Below are 18460 nucleotides of genomic sequence, written 5' to 3' on the forward strand. Positions count from 1 at the left end.
AAGCCGCCGTGTCCCGTCAGCCGTCCCGCGCCGGCCGCATCGCCGCCCGGTAGCGGGACGGCGAGATCCCGTACCGCTCGGTGAACGCCTGCCGCAGCGCCTCGGCGCTGCCGAATCCGCAGCGCGCCGCGACTCCGGCCATCGGCAGCACGGTCGAGGCGAGCAGCTGCGCGGCGGCCTCGGTACGGGCCCGCCGGACGTACCGGCCCGGCGGAAGGCCCAGCTGCTCGGTGAACAGGCGCGTCAGGTGGCGGGGCGTCACCCCGGCCCGGGCCGCCAGCGCCGCCGTGCTCAGCTCGCCGTCCGGATGCGCCGCGATGTGCGCGACCAGAGCGCGGACCAGGTCGTCCCGGGCCGGCGGGGTCGCCGTGAACAGGCTCATCTGCGCCTGGTTGCCCGGCCGTTGCAGATAGACCACGAGGTCCCGGGCGACCTGCCGGGCGAGCTCCGGGCCGTGGTCCTCCTCGACGAAGGCGAGGGTGAGGTCCAGCGCGCTGGTGACACCGGCCGCCGTGTAGACGTTCCCGTCCCGGACGTAGATGGGGGCCGGGTCCACGGTGACCTCCGGATGCCGTTCGGCCAGCCGCCGCGCGAACCGCCAGTGCGTGGTGGCCCGCCGGCCGTCGAGGAGTCCCGCGGCGGCCAGTACGCCCGCCCCCGTGCACACGGACGCCACCCGCCGGCTCTCCCGGGCCAGCCGCCGGACGTGCCCGACGAGCCGCGCGTCGGCGGCGGCCCGTTCGAAGCCCGTGCCCCCGGAGACGATCAGCGTGTCGACGGGGCCGACGAGCCGCTCCAGGGACCGCTCGCTGCCCAGCACGAGCCCTGAGCCGCACACGAGCGGGGCGCCGCCGGGACCCGCCAGCAGAACCCGGTACGGGACGGCGGGCGCGCCGATGCCGTTGGCCATGGCCAGGGTCGTGGTGACGCACGCGATGTCCAGCAGTTCGGCCGCCTCGTAGCCGACCACCACCATGAGCCGTTCCCCCATGCGGCCGACCCTATGCCGGAAGGACGGCCACCCCAAGGGGACGGACACGGCGAGCGGGCGCCCTTCCGCTCGTCCCGGGCCGGCCGGGACGGTGGTCGCCGCCCCTTCCCGCCCCGCCCTCGCCCTCAGGAGGCACCCGATGCACGCCGTCCCGCACCGCTGGCCCACGGCGGTCGCCCTGACCCTGGCCGCGCTGACCTTCCTCGACGGCCTGCCCGCGCCGGCCTTCCTGGCGGCGGTGCTCGCCTCGATGCCGCTCTTCTACCTGGGCTTCGGCGTGTTCCGCGGCGAACTCCGGCGCCCTGGCGCCCTCGCCGGCCAACTGGCGGGCCTCGCCGGTTTCGCCGCCGTCGCGCTGCTGGCCGTCGCCGCCGACGGCGACGCCGGCCTGGTCGTCCTGGCGGCGGGCTGGCTGGGGCACGCGCTGTGGGACCTCGTGCACCACCTCCGCGGCCGGGTCGTGCCCCGGGCGTGGTCGGAGTGGTGCGGCGTCTTCGACGCCTGCGGCGCCGTGGCCCTGCTGCTGGCGGCCCTCTAGGCGGTCCGCGACCGGCGGAGCCACCAGATGCCGGTCAGCGGCAGCAGGACCGGGATGAAGACGTAGCCGTAGCCGTAGTCCGACCAGACCGTCGCGTCCGGGAAGGCCGAGGGCTCCACCAGCGTCCACGTCCCGACGATCAGCACGCCGGCGAGCTCGGCGGCGCAGCACACCAGCGCCGCCCTGCGGGCCGTCTCGCCGCCCCGTACCAGCGTGTACGTGATGAAGGCGTAGACGACGGCGGCCACCGCCGACAGGCCGTACGCCAACGGGGCACGGTCGAACTCGGTGGCGATCTGGTAGACCGACCGGGACACCGCGCCCACCGACATCACGCCGTACAGCCAGACGAGCAGCAGGCCCGGGCCCTTCACCAGGCGGCCGGACTGGCGGGCGCCTTCGGTCTCGGTCGTCGTCATGGTCAGCCCACCGTCCAGATGTCGTAGAGACGCACCTCGAGCACGGCGAGCACCACCGCGCCCGCCGCCACCGTGGCCGAACCCCACTTGCTGCGCTCGGTGAGCGACATGAGACCGGCCGCGGGCACCGCGCACAGCGCGCCCAGCAGATAGGCGACGAAGATCGTCGTGCCCTCCTCGGCGTTCTCGCCGCGCACCAGCTGCACGATGCCGACCACCAGCTGCACCACCGCGAGGAAGGTCACCACGGCCATGCCGATGAAGTGCCAGTCCTTGGTGGGCTGGTTCCGGGTGAAGGCGAAGCCGCACCAGGCGGCGAGGGCGAGCGCGGCCACCGAGACCGCGACCGTCAGGGCGTCAAGCATGCGCCCGAGGGTATTACGGGCCGAATGGCCCGATGCGCGCGGCCCCTCCCCGGGGAGGCCGGCCGGGGGACGCTGTCGGCGGACCCAGCCGGGGGCACAGCCGGGGGACACAGCCGGGGGACCCAGCCCCCGGGGGACGTACCACTCCTCTCCCCGGGACCCGCCGTCCCTGTCTTCCCGGGACCGCCGTCCCTCCCTCCGGGGACGCACCGCCGCGCTCCCCGGCGCGCAGAGCGGCGCGAACGCGCACGCGGGGGCCCCGCTTACCGGGGCGCTCCCGCTCGCGAGCGTGAAGCCGCCCGCGCGGCCGGCCCGGAGGTCGTGGCCTTGGCCACAACCCGGGAACGGGACCGGCCCGGCGCCGGCCCGACCCCGGGCCGTCCCGGCGGGCGGTCGGCCCAGGCGGGACGCGGGGGAGCGGAGCGCGTCCCCGGCCGCCCGGGCGTCCCGCCCGTCCCGGGAGTGTCCGCATGGCGTCTCACTCTTGTCCGGTATGCGGACAGCTCCCTTTCGTTCGCACGTTTGCATGCTTTACTTGCAGCCATGACCACGACGAGCAGCCGCACCCTTGCGACCGAGGCGAACCCGACGCCCGGTGCTCGTTGTATGTGTCGAATGTGCGCCAACTGAGGGCCCCCGCCGAGCTCGCGCCCCGAAGCGAGCCCCGACGGCCGAGCCGATCCGCCCGCCACTCCGGCGCCGGACCGTGCCCCGCCCCGCGCACGCGCTGCCTCCCGGCCCACCGCCGCGACCAGCCGCCCTGCGCCTGACTGTCCGAATGACGAATGCCGTGCACGGCGGACCCATGCGCCGCGCACTCGACAGTGACGGAAACCCTGTGATCACCACTACGGGCCTGACCAAGGTCTACGAGTCGCGAGGCCGCCAGGTCACCGCTCTGGACGGCGTCGACCTCCACGTCCGCGAAGGCGAGGTCTTCGGCGTGATCGGCCAGAGCGGCGCCGGCAAGTCCTCGCTCATCCGCTGCGTCAACCTCCTGGAGCGCCCCACCTCCGGCACCGTGACCGTCGACGGGGTCGACCTCACCGCCCTCGCCGGAAAGGGCCGCCGCGCCGGCAAGGACCTGCGCCGCGCCCGCAGCAGCATCGGCATGGTCTTCCAGCACTTCAACCTGCTGTCCTCGCGCACCGTCCAGGACAACATCGAGCTGCCCCTGGAGATCCTCGGCGTCTCCGGCGCCGAGCGCTCCCGCCGCGCCCTCGAACTCCTCGACCTCGTCGGCCTCTCCGACAAGGCCCGGTCCTACCCCGGCCAGCTGTCCGGCGGCCAGAAGCAGCGCGTCGGCATCGCCCGCGCCCTCGCCGGCAGGCCCAAGGTCCTCCTCTCCGACGAGGCCACCAGCGCCCTCGACCCGGAGACCACCCGCTCCATCCTCCAGCTGCTGCGCGACCTCAACCAGCAGCTCGGCCTCACCGTCCTGCTCATCACGCACGAGATGGACGTCGTCAAGACCATCTGCGACTCGGCCGCCCTCATGGAGAAGGGCCGTGTCGTCGAGTCCGGCACCGTCGGCGAACTGCTCGCCACCCCCGGCTCCCAGCTGGCCGCCGAGCTCTTCCCGGTCAGCGGCGCCGCCACCGCCCCCGACCGCACGGTCGTGGACGTCACGTTCCACGGCGAGACCGCCACCAAGCCGGTGATCTCGCAGCTCTCCCGTACGTACAACATCGACATCTCGATCCTCGGCGCCGCCATGGACACCGTCGGCGGCCGGCAGATCGGCCGCATGCGGATCGAACTCCCCGGCCGCTACGAGGAGAACGTCGTCCCGGTCGGCTTCCTGCGCGAGCAGGGCCTCCAGGTCGAGATCGTCGAAACGCAGGATCTGCCCGTGCCCGCCCAGGCGTCGGCGCTGGTGAAGGAAGGTGTCCGGTGAACTGGTCCGAGATGCAGCCGCTGCTCGAGCAGGGCACCGTCGACACCCTCTACATGGTCCTGTGGGCCACCGTCGTCACCGTCCTCGGCGGCCTCCCCCTCGGCATCCTCCTCGTCCTCACCGACAAGGGCGGACTGCTGCAGAACCGGCCGGTGAACAAGGTCGTCGGCGCGATCGTGAACGTGGGCCGCTCGCTGCCCTTCATCATCCTGCTGATCGCCCTGATCCCCTTCACCACCTTCGTCGTCGGCACCTTCATCGGCCCGACCGCGATGATCGTGCCGCTCGCCATCGGCGCCATCCCCTTCTTCGCCCGGCTCGTCGAGACCGCGATCCGCGAGGTCGACCACGGACTCGTCGAGGCCGTCCAGGCCATGGGCGGCGGCATCCCGACCATCGTCCGCAAGGTCCTGCTCCCGCAGGCCCTGCCGTCCCTCGTCTCCGCCGTCACCACCACCGTGATCGTGCTCATCGGCTACTCCGCGATGGCCGGCGCGGTCGGCGGCGAAGGCCTCGGATCCAAGGCCGTCACCTACGGATACCAGCGCTTCGACACCACCTTCATGCTGGTCACCGTCGTCGTCCTGGTCGCGATCGTGACCGTCGTCCAGCTCGTCGGCGACGGGATCGTCCGCCTCCTCGCCCGCCGCGGCCGCGCCGCCTGACGGCGCCCCGGCCTGAGGGCCACCCCCAGACTTCGCAACCCGAAGAAGAGCCCGGACTTGTTGTCCAGGCGAAATCACCGCTCCACCGGAAAGAGGCACTCTTCGTGCGCAAGAACATCAAGCTCGCCGCCGGCATCGCCGCCACCGCCACCCTCGCGCTCGGCCTCACCGCCTGCGGCACCTCGTCCGACCCGTCCTCCGCCAAGGACGCGGCCGGCTCCGCCGACAAGCCCCTCGTCGTCGCCGCGTCCCCCACGCCGCACGCCGACATCCTCAACTTCGTCAAGGACGAGCTCGCCGCGAAGGAGGGCCTGAAGCTGGAGGTGAAGGAGTTCACGGACTACGTCCTGCCGAACACCGCCACCGAGTCCGGCCAGGTCGACGCCAACTTCTTCCAGCACAAGCCGTACCTCGACGACTTCAACAAGAAGAACAACACCCACATCGTCCCGGTGGTCAACGTCCACCTGGAGCCGCTCGGCCTCTACTCCAAGAAGGTCAAGTCGGTGAAGGACATCAAGGCCGGCCAGACCGTCGCCGTGCCCAACGACACCACCAACGAGGGCCGCGCCCTCCACCTGCTCGCCGACAACGGGCTCATCACCCTCAAGGCGGGCGTCGGCACCGACGCCAAGCTCTCCGACATCACCGACAAGAAGGGCCTGGAGTTCAAGGAGCTGGAGGCCGCCACCGTGCCCCGCGCCCTGAACGACGTCGACGCCGCCGTCGTCAACGGCAACTACGCGATCGAGGCCAAGCTGCAGCCCGCGAAGGACGCCCTCGTCCTGGAGAAGGCGGAGGGCAACCCCTACGCCAACTTCCTCGCCGTCAAGGAGGGCAACGAGAAGGACGCCCGCGTGCAGAAGCTCGCCAAGCTCCTCAACTCGCCCGAGGTGAAGAAGTACATCGAGGACACCTACAAGGGCTCGGTCATCCCGGCCTTCGGCGCCCCCGCCGCGTAGCCCTCGCGGTACCGTCCGCACCCAGAAGGCCCCGCGCGCCCCGTCCGGCGCACGGGGCCTTCGGCTCACCCGCGTATGCGCGGCGGCAGTCACATGCTGCATGCTGTGCGTTCACGGTCATTCACGTATGGAGTTGCGCATGACTACGACCTTCCCGTCCATCTCCATCAGCACGGACCGGTTGGTGCTGCGCCCGTACGAAGAGGCCGACATCCCCGCGTTCGTGGAGATGATGAACGACGAACTCGTCGTCGCCTGGACCTCCGTCCCGCACCCCTACACCCGCGCCGACGCCGAGGCCTGGGTGCGCAGGATCGCTCCTGCTGAACGGACCGAAGGCCGCGGAATCGTCTTCGCCGTCACCGAGTTCCTCACCCAGCGCCTCGTCGGCACCCTCCACCTCCACAGCACCAACTGGCGCACCCGGGCCACCGAGGTCGCCTACGTCACCGCCCCCTGGGCCCGCGGCGAGGGCTACGCCACCGAGTCCGTCCTCGCCGCCGCCCAGTGGCTCTTCGGCGACCGCGGCTTCGAGCGCCTCGAACTGCGCACCGCCGCCGACAACACCGCCTCCCAGCAGGTCGCCCAGAAGGTCGGCTGCATCAGCGAGGGCGTCCTCCGCAACGCCTGGATAGCGCGCAGCCAGACCGAGTCCGGCGAATGGACCGACGTCCGCACCGACCTCATCGTCTGGAGCCTCCTCCCCGAGGACCTGGACGGCGACGCCGACCAGATGGCCGACGCGGGCCTCTCCACCTACGCCGACTGGAGCTGACCACCCAGGTAGGCTCGATCCGCCCCGCCCCGCACACACGTCCAGGGAGACAGACACAGATGGCCGACCGGGTCACGGTGATCGGCTGGGACGGTTCGCCCCTCACCGCAGCGGCCCGGTCCGCGCTCGCCGCCGCCACCCTCGTGGCCGGCGCCGCCCACCACCTGGCACTCCCCGAAGTACCCGCCGCCGCCGAACGCGTGCGCCTCGGCAGCGTCGACCTCGCCGCCCGCCGGATCGCCGGCCACCGCGGCACCGCGGTCGTCCTCGCCGACGGCGACCCCGGCTTCTTCGGCGTCGTCCGCACCCTGCGCGCCCCCGAGCACGGCCTCGAGGTCGAGGTCGTCCCCGCCGTCTCCTCCGTCGCCGCCGCCTTCGCACGGGCCGGCATGCCCTGGGACGACGCCAAGATCGTCGTCGCCCACCAGCGCACCCTGCGCCGCGCCGTCAACGTCTGCCGCGCCCACCCCAAGGTCGCCGTCCTCACCTCCCCGGGCGCCGGACCGGCCGAACTCGCCCTCCTCCTCGACGGCGTGCACCGCACCTTCGTGATCTGCGAGGCGCTCGGCACCGAACGCGAGCAGGTCACCGTCCTCACCTCCGACAAGGCCGCCGACCACGCCTGGCGCGACCCCAACGTCGTCCTCGTCATCGGCGGCAGCTCCGCCGGCGGCTGGCTCATGGGCCATGACACCCCCTCCGTACGCGGCTGGGCCCTGCCCGGCGAGGAGACCGACGGCCGCACCGGCCAGGACGCCACCCTGCGCGCCGCCCAACTCGCCCGGCTCGGCCCGCGCGTCGGCGACCTCGTCTGGGACATCGGCTGCGCCGGCGGCGCCTTCGCCGTGGAGGCCGCCCGCTTCGGCGCCGCCGTCATCGCCGTCGACGCCGACCCCGAGGCCTGCGCCCGCACCGAGGCCGCCGCCCGCCGCGCGGGGGTCCAGCTCCAGACCGTGTCCGGCCGCGCCCCGCACGTTCTGGAACGCCTGCCCGAGCCCGATGTCGTACGGGTCGGGGGCGGGGGAGTCCCCGTCGTCACCGCCTGCACCGACCGCAGGCCCGAACGGATCGTGGCGCACGCCGGTACGCGCGACGAGGCCGAAGCCGTCGGGGCCGCCCTCGCCGACGGCGGCTACCAGGTCGAATGCGCCCTGCTCCAGACCGTCGCACTCGACCCGGGCGACTTCGCCGAACGGTCCCGCTCCGTGGTCTTCCTGCTGTCCGGCCACCGGACCTGAGTGATCGCACCGCCCGTGGGGCGGGGTAGGCTGGCCGATTGTTGTACCGCACCCGGACGTTCGGCATTTTGTTCCCCAATGTCCGGAAGTAGTGGCCCCATTGGGTCGCTGATGTGGTACGGAGCAATGGGGGACGGCGCGACGTGGCGCAGTCCACAGCGCACCGTGGCGGATCCGCCTGCCACGATGGCCGAAGGCCGCGACAATGCATGGGTGTCCGCGCGCCTCGTGCCGCGCGGCGCGCACGCTCGTTCTTGTTGACGGGCAAGGTCTGAAGGAGCAGAACCGATGGGCGAGGGGTACGCAGCATGACGGACACCGGCCAGGTCCCGGGCGAGGGGCTGCCGGAGAACGCAGGCATGGTCGAGCAGCCGGGCATCCCCGCACCGGGCGCGTACACCTTCCTGGACCCCTCCGAGACGGCAGCCGAAGACGAGGTACTCCTGATGCCGGGCGCCCAGGGTGCCTGGAGCGAGCTGCAGCCGGGCGTCGTGCCCGCGCCGCCGGTCACGGTGCCCGCCCCCGAGTTCGTGGACCCGCTGACCGCTCCCCTGGAGCAGGTCACGGCCACCCCGCCGCAGGGCGTTGCGCTGCCGCCGCAGGGCACCCCCGCGCACGGCGTGCCCCTGGGCGCCCCGCAGGAGCCCGTGCTCGCCGACCACGGCTACGAGCCCGGCGTCCTCGACACCGGCGCCCACGAGGCCGCCGGCCGTGACTCCGGCTCCGTCGACCTCGGCGGTGTCCGCATGCCCCCGACCCCGGCGCCGGCCCGCCGCCCCCTGCACATGGGCCCGCCCGTCCCGGACGCCACCGGCGTCGTCCGCTCGCTCGCCGACCGCGGCCCCGCGGCTCCGGCCCCGCAGCCGGTGGCCGCCCCCGTCCCGGCCGCCGCCACGGCGCCCGCCCCGATGCCGGTACGCACCCCGGGCCCGCCGACCACCGGCCCCGAGTACCTGGACGTCCCGCAGGACCAGCAGACCGCGCCGCAGGGCGCCGTGCCGTGGCCCGCGCAACCGCAGGAGCCCGCAGAAACGGTCGTCCCGCCGGTCGCCCAGTTCGTCCCGGTCGAGGGCTCCGTCCCGACCGCCCCGCACCTGGCCCCGACCCCGGCGCCCGAGCCCCAGCTCCCGCAGTCCGAGGACGCGCTGCCGGCGACGGAGGCCGCCCAGGCCCCGGCTGAGCAGGTCGTGGCTGAGCAGGTCGTGGCTGAGCCGGTCATGGCCGAGCCGGTCGTGACGGAGGCGGTCACGGCCGACCAGGCCGCCGCCGAGCCGGTGGCCGCCGAGCAGGCCGTCGCCGAGCCCGCCGCCGAGCCGGTGGGCGTCGAGCCCGTCGCCGAGGCTCCCGCGAACGTCGCCGAGCCGGTGGCGGCCGAGCAGCCCGTCGCCGAGCAGCCCGCCGGAGAGCCGGTCGCGGGCGAGGCCGTCGCCGCGGAGCCGACCGTGGCCGAGCCGGTGGGCGCCGAGCAGCCGGTCGACGCCGGGCAGCCGGGCGAGGCCGTGCAGTCGGTCGTCGAGCCCGCCGCCGAGGCCGTCGCCCCGGAGGCCCCGGCCCCGGTCCCCGCCCCGCGCGAGGCCGAGCAGGAGGCCCTGGCCGAGCCGGTCCTCGCCGAGCCGGTCGTCGCCGAGGCGCCCGCCGCGGAGCCCGCCCCCGAGGCCGGGCCCGTCGCCCAGGAGACCCCCGCCGAGGCGCCGCAGGAGCCCGCGGCCGAGGAGTCGGCGGCGGTGGCCGCCCCGGCCCCGGTCGAGGTGTCGGCCCCAGAGGAGATTCCCGTCGTGGCCGAGGACACCCCGGAAGCGCAGCCGGAGGCGCAGACCGCCGAAGCGCCGGGTGCCGACGCGGCCTCCGCCGAGGCGACCTCCACCGACGCGCCCACCGCCGACGGGCCGGCCGCCGAGGCGCCGGCCGCCGCGGCAGTCCCGCAGGCCGAGCAGGCGGGCACGGACGAGCAGCACCCCGGGCAGCAGACCGCCGAGGCGCCGGCCGAGGGCGCCCGGCCCGCCGACGGTCCGACCGGGGACCCGCAGACCCCGGACGCCGAAGCGGCGGCGGGCGACCGTGCCCCCGGCTACGACGAGGCCGAGCGCGAGGCCGTGCTCCGTGTGATGCGCGAGCGCCGCGACATCCGCAACGGCTTCCGCTCCGACCCGATCCCGCACGAGGTGCTCCTGCGCGTCCTGGAGGCCGCCCACACGGCGCCCAGCGTCGGTCACTCGCAGCCGTGGGACTTCGTCGTCATCCGCAGCGCCGAGACCCGCCGCACCATGCACGAACTGGCCACGCGCCAGCGTGAGGCGTACGCGAAGTCGCTGCCCAAGGGCCGGGCGAAGCAGTTCAAGGAACTGAAGATCGAGGCCATCCTCGACACCCCGGTCAACATCGTCGTGACCGCCGACCCCACCCGGGGCGGCCGCCACACCCTCGGCCGCTACACGCAGCCGCAGATGGCCCCCTACTCCTCGGCGCTCGCCGTCGAGAACCTCTGGCTCGCCGCCCGCGCCGAGGGCCTCGGCGTCGGCTGGGTCAGCTTCTTCGACGAGCGCGAGATGGTCCGCGCCCTCGGCCTGCCCGAGCACCTCGAAGTGGTCGCGTACCTGTGCGTCGGCTACGTCGACGAGTTCCCGGACGAGCCCGAGCTGATGCAGGCCGGCTGGTCCAAGCGCCGCCCGCTGTCCTGGGTCGTCCACGAGGAGACGTACGGCCGCCGCGCGCTGCCCGGCGAGGAGCCGCACGACCTGCTCCAGGAGACCGTCGCCAACATCCGCCCGCTGGACGCGAAGGCGCTCGGCGAGGCGTGGGAGCGGCAGAAGCGCATGACGAAGCCCGCCGGGGCGCTCGGCATGCTGGAGATCATCTCCGCGCAGCTCGCCGGCCTCTCCCGGGTCTGCCCGCCGCCGATCCCGGAGCCCGCCGCCGTCGCGATCTTCGCCGGTGACCACGGGGTGCACGCCCAGGGCGTCACCGCCTGGCCGCAGGAGGTGACCGGCCAGATGGTCGCGAACTTCCTCGGTGGGGGAGCGGTCTGCAACGCGTTCGCCAACCAGGTCGGCGCCGAGGTCTGCGTCATCGACGTGGGCGTCGCGAGCGACCTGCCCTCCACCCCCGGCCTGCTGCCGCGCAAGGTCAGGCCCGGCACCGCCGACTTCACCATCGGCCAGGCCATGACCCGCGAAGAGGCCGTCGCCGCCATCGAGGTGGGCATCGAGACCGCCCGCGACCTCGTGGCCGCCGGCAACAAGGCGCTGCTCACCGGCGAGATGGGCATCGCGAACACCACCGCGTCCGCCGCCCTCATCTCGGTCTACACGGGGGTGGACCCGACCGAGGTCACCGGACGCGGCACGGGCATCAACGACGAGATGCACGCCCGCAAGGTGGACGTCGTCCGCCGTGCCCTCGACCTCCACAAGCCGGACCCGGCGGACCCCATCGGCGTCCTCGCGGCCGTCGGCGGCCTGGAGCACGCGGCGCTCGTCGGCCTGATCCTGGGCGCGGCCTCGCTCCGTACCCCGGTCATCCTGGACGGCGTCTCCACCGGCGCGGCGGCCCTCGTCGCCCGTGCCATCGCGCCCGAGTCCCTGGCGGCCTGCATCGCAGGCCACCGCAGCGCCGAGCCGGGCCACGTCGCGGCCCTCAACAAGCTCGGCCTGCGCCCGCTGGTCGACCTGGACCTCCGTCTCGGCGAGGGCACCGGCGCGCTGCTGGCCCTCCCGGTGGTGCAGAGCGCCGCGCGCGCCATGCACGAGGTGGCGACCTTCGACTCCGCGGGCGTCACGGAGAAGTAGGCAGCAGCAAGCAGCAGAACGCGAGGCGGCCTGTGTCCGGGACCCCGGGCACAGGCCACCGCACGTCCCCAAGCACCGACCGACGGCGCTCGGCCCGAGGGACATCCGTCACAGCGTGACAACCCCAGGTCACCGATATCGTGAGGTGGGCCAGCGCCCACCCACGCCCCTCCGAGGAGCCGCCCGCACATGGCAGAGCACGCCGACCACCCCGCCTACCCCGTCGGACTGCGCCTCTCGGGCCGCCGCGTCGTCGTCCTCGGCGGTGGCCAGGTAGCCCAGCGCCGCCTCCCCGCGCTGATCGCGGCGGGCGCCGACGTCACCCTGATCTCCCCGTCCGCCACGCCCTCCGTCGAGGCGATGGCCGAGGCCGGCGAGATCACCTGGACCCGGCGCCGCTACGAGGAGGGCGACCTGGCCGACGCCTGGTACGCGCTCGTCGCCACCACCGACCCGGCCGCCAACGCCGCGGCCTCCGCCGAGGCCGAGCGGACCAAGACCTGGTGCGTGCGCTCCGACGACGCCGCCGCGGCCACCGCCTGGACCCCCGCCACCGGTCACAGCGAGGGCGTGACCGTCGCCGTGCTCACCGGCCACGATCCGCGCCGGTCGGCCGCGGTCCGGGACGCGATCGTCGAGGGACTGCGCGACGGCTCCCTCGCCGCGCCCGCCCGCCGTTCCCGCACCCCCTTCGTCGCCCTGGTCGGCGGCGGCCCCGGCGACCCGGACCTCATCACCGTCCGCGGCCGCCGGCTGCTCGCGGAGGCGGACGTGGTCATCGCCGACCGCCTCGGCCCGCGCGACCTGCTCAGCGAACTGCCCCCGCACGTCGAGGTGATCGACGCCGCGAAGATCCCGTACGGCCGGTTCATGGCCCAGGAGGCCATCAACAACGCGCTCATCGAGCACGCCAAGCAGGGCCGGTCGGTCGTCCGCCTCAAGGGCGGCGACCCGTTCGTCTTCGGCCGCGGCATGGAGGAGGCCCAGGCGCTGGCCGCCGAGGGCATCGCCTGCACCGTCGTCCCCGGCATCTCCAGCTCGATCTCGGTGCCCGGCGCGGCCGGCATCCCGGTCACCCACCGCGGCGTCGCGCACGAGTTCACCGTGGTCAGCGGCCACGTGGCGCCCGACGACCCGCGCTCCCTCGTCGACTGGGCGTCCCTCGCCAAGCTCACCGGGACGCTCGTGATCCTCATGGGCGTCGACAAGATCGGGAAGATCGCCGAGGCGCTGATCGCCCACGGCAAGTCCCCGGACACCCCCCTGGCCCTGGTCCAGGAGGGCACCACCGCCACCCAGCGCCGCGTGGACGCGACCCTGGCGACCGTGGCGGAGACGGTCAAGGCCGAGGAGGTCCGCCCGCCGGCCGTGATCGTCATCGGCGACGTCGTGAACGAAGGCCCGCACAAGCCGCTCGGCTGAGCCGGGCAGGCCCCGAGAGCGCCCCGCACACATTGGCACCACCCACCGGACAAGGCAGTATCACCCCGTGGCCGAACTCATCACGATCGACGACCCCGACGACCCGCGTCTGCGCGACTACACCGGACTGACCGACGTCGAGCTCCGCCGCAGGCGCGAGCCCGCCGAGGGACTGTTCATCGCCGAGGGCGAGAAGGTGATCCGCCGCGCGAGGCAGGCGGGTTACGAGATGCGCTCGATGCTGCTCTCCGCCAAGTGGGTCGACGTCATGCGCGACGTCATCGACGAGGTCCCGGCGCCCGTGTACGCGGTGCAGCCGGACCTCGCCGAGCGCGTCACCGGCTATCACGTGCACCGCGGCGCCCTCGCCTCGATGCAGCGCAAGCCGCTCCCCTCGGCGCCCGACCTCCTGGCCACGGCCCGCCGGGTCGCCGTCATGGAGTCGGTCAACGACCACACCAACATCGGCGCGATCTTCCGCAGCGCCGCCGCGCTCGGCATGGACGCGGTGCTGCTGTCCCCGGACTGCGCCGACCCGCTGTACCGGCGTTCGGTGAAGGTCTCCATGGGTGCGGTCTTCTCCGTCCCGTACGCCCGCCTGGACACCTGGCCCCGTGGCCTGGAGGCGGTGCGGGAGGCCGGCTTCAAACTGCTCGCCCTGACCCCGGCCGACCGGGCCGCCTCGATCGACGACGCGGCCCCGCACAAGCTGGAGCGGGTGGCCCTCATGCTCGGCGCCGAGGGCGAGGGCCTGTCCACGCAGGCGCTGCGCGCGGCGGACGAGTGGGTCCGCATTCCGATGGCGCACGGCGTGGACTCGCTGAACGTCGGCGCCGCGGCGGCGGTGGCCTTCTACGCCGTGACGAGCGGCCGCCCCCAGGCCTGAGGCCCACCGGGGGAGCGCCGCCCGCCCGGTGTCCTGGCGGAGAGACGACCCTGTCCCGGCGCCGGCGCCGCCTTCGGACCCGCCCTGGGTCCTGTCGTCCTTCCGGACCCGCCCTGGGTCCTGTCGTCAAACTCCCGTCGTTGCCCGGAGGGCGAACTCCCGTCGTTGCCCGGAGGGCAGGCGGGAGTTCGACGACAGAAGCTAGCCCTGCAGGGCCTGCGCGGCGGCGATTCCCAGCGCGACGATCAGCGTCACGACCACGAACACGAACAGCCGCTGGCGCAGCAGCCGGGGGTTGGCCGGCCGGCGTCCGGTGGACGTCGAGCGCGCCCCCGGCCGGGTGCCGGGCCGCGACTGCGACGCGCGCGAGCCCCCGCCCGTACGGGGCGAGGACGGCCGGGACGCGGAGGGCCGGCCGGCCCCGGGCCGCCCCCCGCCGGTCGGCCTGTCGCCCGGCCGCTCCGCGTTGCGCCCGGCGATCCGCTCGCCGGAGCGCTCGGTGGTCCGCTCGCGTTCGGCCGTGCGCTCGGTGTACCGCTCCGTGGGCCGGAGCGTGTGCCGCTCCTCGACCCGCTCGCGCTGCACGGGGGGCCGGGTGGCGGCCGGCAGCCCTTGGGCCTCCCGCGCGGCGATCTCCTTGAGCCGCATGGACAGCTGGAGGGTGCTGGGTCGTTCCTCCGGGTCCTTCGCCAGGCAGGCCCGGACCAGCGGGGCGAGCGCGTCCGGCACGCCGTGCAGCTGCGGCTCCTCGTGGACGACCCGGTAGAGCATGACCTCCGAGCTGCCGTGCCCGAAGGGGGAGTCGCCCATGGCCGCGTACGCGAGCGTCGCGCCCAGCGAGAAGACGTCCGTGGCCGGGGTGACGGCCGCGCCCCGCACCTGCTCGGGAGCGAGGAAGCCGGGCGACCCGACGGCGGTGCCGACGTGCGTGAGCGTGCTGGCGCCGGTCGCCCAGGCGATGCCGAAGTCGATGATGCGGGGACCCTTGGGGGACAGCAGGATGTTCGACGGCTTCAGGTCCCGGTGGACGACGCCGGCCTCGTGGACGGCGACCAGCCCCTCCGAGAGCGCCGCACCGATCGCGGCCACGTCGGAGGCCCGCAGCGGGCCCTCCTCGGCGACCCGGTCGTGCAGCGACGGCCCGGGCACGTACTGGGTGGCGAACCAGGGGCGCTCGGCCTCCAGGTCGGCGGCGACGAGCCGCGCGGTGCAGCCGCCGCGGATCCGACGGGCGGCGGACACCTCGCGGGCGAACCGGGAGCGGAACTCCTGGTCCTCGGCCAGGTCGGGCCGGATGACCTTCAGCGCCACGCGCTGCCCGCGCCGGTCGGAGCCGAGGTACACGACCCCCATGCCGCCGGCCCCCAGCCTGCGGTGGAGCCGGAAGGACCCGACGATCCGCGGGTCCTCGCGCCGGAGCCGCATCATCGCCATGTCCGTCCCCTCGTCCGTTCGACGTGGCACAGCTTACGTACCGGCGCCCCGAGGTGCTCACAGGCCGCGCCCTCACGGTCGCATCGATTGTCAGTGCTGAGGGGGACACTTGAGGACGGGTCAGCCGCACCCCCCGCCAACACCCCCTGGTGGCAGGGAGGTTGGGATCTCTCCCGGGCGCTCCTCGGGCTCCCGGCCGCAAACGTGAGCGACGTCACGCACCCCCTCGGGGAAGTCCCCCAGGGCGCGGGCGCCGTCTCCACCCAGGGGAGTACGCCGGGCGGAGGCTCGTCATCCTCCGGGAGGCCCGCAAGCCGGTACGCGGGCATGACGCCCTGGCGGCCCCCGCTGCCTAGTGTTGAGGTCAAGCGGCGGGTGCAGCACTCGTCCCCCGAGGTCACCGCACCCGCCGCGACAGACACGACAGGAGAGGAACCATGGCGTACCCGGCCCCGCGGATGACCCCCCGCCCTTCGAGCCGCCGTCACCCCCTGGTGGCGACCGCCATGGTCCTCCCTCTCGCGACCCTGCTCGTGGTCGTCTTCGGCGGCTGGGACGCGGTGGTCACACAGGCGTCGTCCGTGGGCGTGATGCTGGGGCGCTGAACGGCGCTCCGGACCTGGGAGAGCGGCCCGGGTCGGGGACATCCGGCCAACAACCCCGTGGGGACGGGGGTGCGGCGGACGACAGCGTGCGGCCGGTCAGCTGGGGAGCTGACCGGCCCTCACGCTTTTCCGGGCCGCCGGGCCGCCGGGCCGCCGGGCCGCGGGGCCGCGGGGCCGCCGGGCCGCCGGGCCGCCGGGCCGCCGGGCCGCGGGGCCGCCGGGCGGCGGCCCGGCGATGGCTCGACGGTGGCCCGGCGATGGCTCGACGGTGGCCCGGGGGCGGCTCGACGGTGGCCCGGCGACGCCCGGCGGCGCCCCGCGACGGTTCGGGCCGCGCCGCCGGCCGTCCGGCGACGGCCCGGCAGCGCCCGCCGACTGCCCGGCGCGGAGGGGGGCCGTGCCGCGTAGGCTCCCCCGCGTGGAGGAGACCGTTCTCGGACAGCTGTACGCGCTCGCGCGGGACGCCGTGCATCCCGGTGGCGCCCCGGCCGGGCCCTGCCCCTGCCCGCAGGGCGTGCTGGCGGACCGGGACGACGGGACGGTGGTGCGCCACGGGGATCTGGTCCTGAAGGTCCACGCGCCCGGCGGCGATCCGGGAGAGCTGCGGTCGCGGGTCGCGGTCGCGGCGGCGCCGGGCCTGGGGGAGGTGCTCCTCCCGCCCCTGCCGCGACCCCGACCCGAGCTCGACGGGCGCCCGCTCACGGCCTGGCCGTACGGCGTCCCGGTCGATCCGGACGCTCCCGAGGCCGCGCCCTGGGAGGAGGCGGCCCGCCTGCTGGCCGCCCTGCACCGGACCCCGCCCCCGCCGGGCCTGCCGCCCATGCGGGCCCCGGTGAAGGCGGCGCTCGCCGTGGAGCGGATGCGTCGGGCGGCCCCGGACCATCCGGGCACGGCGACGGTGCTGCGCGCCTGGCGCACCCTCCCGGACCCGCCGCACACCTCGCCGTCCCCGGAGCCCGCCCTGTGCCACGGCGACTTCCACCTCGGCCAGCTGGTCCGGGCCCCGTACTGGCGCCTGATCGACGTGGACGACCTCGGCGTCGGCGACCCGGCCTGGGACCTGGCCCGTCCGGCGGCCTGGTTCGCCGCCGGACTGCTGGCACCGGAGGTCTGGGCGCGTTTCCTCGGTGCGTACGAGGCGGCCGGCGGCTCCGCGACCACGAGCCCGGCGGGCGGCGACCCCTGGGCCCGGCTGGACGTCCCCGCCCGCGCCCTCACCGTGCAGACCGCCGCGCTCGCCCTCGCCAAGTCGAACGCCGAGGGCCGGGCCCTGGACGAGGTGGAAGAGGTGATGATCGACACCTGCGCCCGAATCGGTTCGCTCCGAACCGAGTTGGCTCCACCGGCGTCCACGTAGGGTGAGAGCATCATTCGAACGGCAGGGAGTTGAGACCCCATGCAGTGTCCCAAGTGCCACGCGCCCATGCACACGTACAACCGCAACGGCGTCCAGATCGAGCAGTGCAGCGGCTGCCGCGGCATCTTCCTGGACTACGGGGAGCTCGAGGCCCTGACCCGCCTGGAGTCGCAGTGGCAGACGCCGCCCGCCCCGCCGGCCTACCCGGCGCAGCCCGCGGCTCCGGCCTGGGGTGCCCCGCACCACGGTGGTCACCACGGTCACCACGGCGGCCACCACCGCGGCTTCGGCCGGATGCTCTTCTCCTCCTGAAACGAGCCCGTCGCGCCGAGCGCAGGCCCCCTCGGGGGCCTGCCCGCCCCGGCTTCCTGCGCGCGGGAACGACGCGCCCGCGCCCGCACGCCACCCGCACACGACGAAGCCCCCGGCCGCTGCTCGCGGCCGGGGGCTTCGTGTCTGGTGCGCGATACTGGGATTGAACCAGTGACCTCTTCCGTGTCAGGGAAGCGCTCTCCCGCTGAGCTAATCGCGCGGGCACACCCGAAGGTGCGGGTACTGCGTGCGCGATACTGGGATTGAACCAGTGACCTCTTCCGTGTCAGGGAAGCGCTCTCCCGCTGAGCTAATCGCGCGGGGGATCCGAAGATCCAGGACCCGAGGGTCCAGTGGACGATACTGGGATTGAACCAGTGACCTCTTCCGTGTCAGGGAAGCGCTCTCCCGCTGAGCTAATCGTCCTTGGAGGTGGAGACGGGATTTGAACCCGTGTAGACGGCTTTGCAGGCCGTTGCCTCGCCTCTCGGCCACTCCACCAGGAGTGAATACAGGGGTTCGGGATGATCCCCCACATCGAGCGGACGACGAGATTCGAACTCGCGACCCTCACCTTGGCAAGGTGATGCTCTACCAACTGAGCCACGTCCGCTTGTCGTTTCCGTTTCGCTTGCGCGTCCCGGCGACGTGTTGAACTCTAGCGGATTCCTGGGCCAGTACAAAAACGCGTTTCCGCAGCGTGCTGACCTGCGGCCCGGCCAGGGGGTCCGGGAGCGTTCGCACGGCGTTCACTCCACGTGTTCCCCGGGTGGCGCGAAGGCGTCCCCGGGACGCCTCGGAGGCCCCTC

The 18460-nt window shown here is 74.3% G+C and carries 16 protein-coding genes and 5 tRNA genes; 12 read left to right on the forward strand and 9 right to left on the reverse strand.

Going from position 1 to position 18460, the window contains the following annotated elements; translation table 11 throughout:
• Nucleotides 1-16: 16 nt before the first annotated feature.
• Nucleotides 17-991, reverse strand: a complete 975-nt coding sequence (locus ACIGXE_RS25745) for a GlxA family transcriptional regulator (RefSeq protein WP_399751254.1) — start codon at nucleotides 989-991, stop codon at nucleotides 17-19.
• Nucleotides 992-1130: 139 nt separating this feature from the next.
• Between ACIGXE_RS25745 and ACIGXE_RS25750 the strand changes: the two genes are divergently transcribed.
• On the forward strand, nucleotides 1131-1529 hold the full coding sequence (locus ACIGXE_RS25750) for a hypothetical protein (RefSeq protein ID WP_399751255.1): 399 nt from the start codon (nucleotides 1131-1133) through the stop codon (nucleotides 1527-1529).
• Here the strand turns inward: ACIGXE_RS25750 and ACIGXE_RS25755 are convergent.
• Entirely contained in the window at nucleotides 1526-1948 is a 423-nt protein-coding gene (locus ACIGXE_RS25755; RefSeq protein ID WP_399751256.1) for a hypothetical protein, read from the reverse strand. The two genes, ACIGXE_RS25750 and ACIGXE_RS25755, sit on opposite strands and share 4 nt — an antisense overlap.
• A 2-nt stretch (nucleotides 1949-1950) precedes the next feature.
• Nucleotides 1951-2313 (reverse strand): hypothetical protein, encoded by a 363-nt coding sequence (locus ACIGXE_RS25760; protein ID WP_399751257.1) that lies wholly within the window; start codon nucleotides 2311-2313, stop codon nucleotides 1951-1953.
• An 838-nt stretch (nucleotides 2314-3151) separates the two neighbouring features.
• On the opposite strand from ACIGXE_RS25760, the gene ACIGXE_RS25765 reads away from it, so the two are divergent.
• From ACIGXE_RS25765 to ACIGXE_RS25800, 8 genes are all read left to right on the forward strand, one after another.
• Nucleotides 3152-4210 carry a methionine ABC transporter ATP-binding protein gene (locus ACIGXE_RS25765; RefSeq protein WP_399751258.1) on the forward strand — a complete coding sequence of 353 codons (1059 nt, stop codon included), beginning with the start codon at nucleotides 3152-3154 and terminating at the stop codon, nucleotides 4208-4210.
• Complete coding sequence (locus tag ACIGXE_RS25770; RefSeq protein WP_399751259.1) at nucleotides 4207-4875, forward strand: methionine ABC transporter permease; 669 nt, start codon at nucleotides 4207-4209, stop codon at nucleotides 4873-4875. The genes ACIGXE_RS25765 and ACIGXE_RS25770 overlap by 4 nt, the downstream gene beginning before the upstream one ends.
• 104 nt (nucleotides 4876-4979) lie before the next feature.
• Nucleotides 4980-5837: a MetQ/NlpA family ABC transporter substrate-binding protein gene (locus tag ACIGXE_RS25775; RefSeq protein WP_399751260.1), complete on the forward strand. Its 858-nt coding sequence runs from the start codon at nucleotides 4980-4982 to the stop codon at nucleotides 5835-5837.
• A 100-nt stretch (nucleotides 5838-5937) separates the two neighbouring features.
• On the forward strand, nucleotides 5938-6612 hold the full coding sequence (locus tag ACIGXE_RS25780) for a GNAT family N-acetyltransferase (RefSeq protein WP_399751261.1): 675 nt from the start codon (nucleotides 5938-5940) through the stop codon (nucleotides 6610-6612).
• A 59-nt stretch (nucleotides 6613-6671) separates the two neighbouring features.
• A complete protein-coding gene (cbiE, locus tag ACIGXE_RS25785) occupies nucleotides 6672-7850 on the forward strand; it encodes a precorrin-6y C5,15-methyltransferase (decarboxylating) subunit CbiE (protein ID WP_399751262.1) in 1179 nt (392 codons plus the stop codon).
• A gap of 308 nt (nucleotides 7851-8158) precedes the next feature.
• Entirely contained in the window at nucleotides 8159-11635 is a 3477-nt protein-coding gene (cobT, locus tag ACIGXE_RS25790; protein WP_399751263.1) for a nicotinate-nucleotide--dimethylbenzimidazole phosphoribosyltransferase, read from the forward strand.
• A 189-nt stretch (nucleotides 11636-11824) separates the two neighbouring features.
• Nucleotides 11825-13057, forward strand: coding sequence for a uroporphyrinogen-III C-methyltransferase (gene cobA, locus ACIGXE_RS25795; protein ID WP_399751264.1), 1233 nt, complete (start codon nucleotides 11825-11827; stop codon nucleotides 13055-13057).
• A gap of 67 nt (nucleotides 13058-13124) precedes the next feature.
• On the forward strand, nucleotides 13125-13943 hold the full coding sequence (locus tag ACIGXE_RS25800) for a TrmH family RNA methyltransferase (protein WP_399751265.1): 819 nt from the start codon (nucleotides 13125-13127) through the stop codon (nucleotides 13941-13943).
• Nucleotides 13944-14144: 201 nt separating this feature from the next.
• On the opposite strand, the gene ACIGXE_RS25805 is transcribed toward ACIGXE_RS25800, so the two are convergent.
• Complete coding sequence (locus tag ACIGXE_RS25805) at nucleotides 14145-15377, reverse strand: serine/threonine-protein kinase (protein WP_399751266.1); 1233 nt, start codon at nucleotides 15375-15377, stop codon at nucleotides 14145-14147.
• A 437-nt stretch (nucleotides 15378-15814) separates the two neighbouring features.
• On the opposite strand from ACIGXE_RS25805, the gene ACIGXE_RS25810 reads away from it, so the two are divergent.
• The 3 genes from ACIGXE_RS25810 (at nucleotide 15815) to ACIGXE_RS25820 (ending at nucleotide 17651) form a co-directional block, all read left to right on the forward strand.
• Nucleotides 15815-15982, forward strand: a complete 168-nt coding sequence (locus ACIGXE_RS25810) for a hypothetical protein (RefSeq protein WP_399751267.1) — start codon at nucleotides 15815-15817, stop codon at nucleotides 15980-15982.
• A 418-nt stretch (nucleotides 15983-16400) separates the two neighbouring features.
• Nucleotides 16401-17339: an aminoglycoside phosphotransferase family protein gene (locus ACIGXE_RS25815; protein ID WP_399751268.1), complete on the forward strand. Its 939-nt coding sequence runs from the start codon at nucleotides 16401-16403 to the stop codon at nucleotides 17337-17339.
• Between the two features lie 39 nt (nucleotides 17340-17378).
• Complete coding sequence (locus tag ACIGXE_RS25820; RefSeq protein ID WP_399751269.1) at nucleotides 17379-17651, forward strand: zf-TFIIB domain-containing protein; 273 nt, start codon at nucleotides 17379-17381, stop codon at nucleotides 17649-17651.
• Between the two features lie 145 nt (nucleotides 17652-17796).
• Here the strand turns inward: ACIGXE_RS25820 and ACIGXE_RS25825 are convergent.
• From ACIGXE_RS25825 to ACIGXE_RS25845, 5 genes are all read right to left on the reverse strand, one after another.
• Nucleotides 17797-17871: transfer RNA gene (locus ACIGXE_RS25825), tRNA-Val, on the reverse strand.
• A 28-nt stretch (nucleotides 17872-17899) separates the two neighbouring features.
• Nucleotides 17900-17971, reverse strand: a tRNA-Val gene (locus ACIGXE_RS25830).
• Nucleotides 17972-18005: 34 nt separating this feature from the next.
• Nucleotides 18006-18077: transfer RNA gene (locus tag ACIGXE_RS25835), tRNA-Val, on the reverse strand.
• A 1-nt stretch (nucleotide 18078) separates the two neighbouring features.
• A tRNA-Cys gene (locus tag ACIGXE_RS25840) sits at nucleotides 18079-18152 on the reverse strand.
• Between the two features lie 39 nt (nucleotides 18153-18191).
• Nucleotides 18192-18264, reverse strand: a tRNA-Gly gene (locus ACIGXE_RS25845).
• Between the last annotated feature and the right edge of the window lie 196 nt (nucleotides 18265-18460).

The organism is Streptomyces sp. NPDC053431 (assembly GCF_044544925.1).
Lineage (GTDB): Bacteria > Actinomycetota > Actinomycetes > Streptomycetales > Streptomycetaceae > Streptomyces.

Coding starts and splice junctions, on each gene's coding strand:
- ACIGXE_RS25810 (WP_399751267.1), top strand. CDS start 15,815: ATGGCGTACCCGGCCCCGCGGATGACCCCCCGCCCTTCGAGCCGCCGT.
- ACIGXE_RS25805 (WP_399751266.1), bottom strand. CDS start 15,377: ATGGCGATGATGCGGCTCCGGCGCGAGGACCCGCGGATCGTCGGGTCC.
- ACIGXE_RS25760 (WP_399751257.1), bottom strand. CDS start 2,313: ATGCTTGACGCCCTGACGGTCGCGGTCTCGGTGGCCGCGCTCGCCCTC.
- cobA (WP_399751264.1), top strand. CDS start 11,825: ATGGCAGAGCACGCCGACCACCCCGCCTACCCCGTCGGACTGCGCCTC.
- ACIGXE_RS25750 (WP_399751255.1), top strand. CDS start 1,131: ATGCACGCCGTCCCGCACCGCTGGCCCACGGCGGTCGCCCTGACCCTG.
- ACIGXE_RS25820 (WP_399751269.1), top strand. CDS start 17,379: ATGCAGTGTCCCAAGTGCCACGCGCCCATGCACACGTACAACCGCAAC.
- ACIGXE_RS25780 (WP_399751261.1), top strand. CDS start 5,938: ATGCTGTGCGTTCACGGTCATTCACGTATGGAGTTGCGCATGACTACG.
- cbiE (WP_399751262.1), top strand. CDS start 6,672: ATGGCCGACCGGGTCACGGTGATCGGCTGGGACGGTTCGCCCCTCACC.
- cobT (WP_399751263.1), top strand. CDS start 8,159: ATGACGGACACCGGCCAGGTCCCGGGCGAGGGGCTGCCGGAGAACGCA.
- ACIGXE_RS25745 (WP_399751254.1), bottom strand. CDS start 991: ATGGGGGAACGGCTCATGGTGGTGGTCGGCTACGAGGCGGCCGAACTG.
- ACIGXE_RS25755 (WP_399751256.1), bottom strand. CDS start 1,948: ATGACGACGACCGAGACCGAAGGCGCCCGCCAGTCCGGCCGCCTGGTG.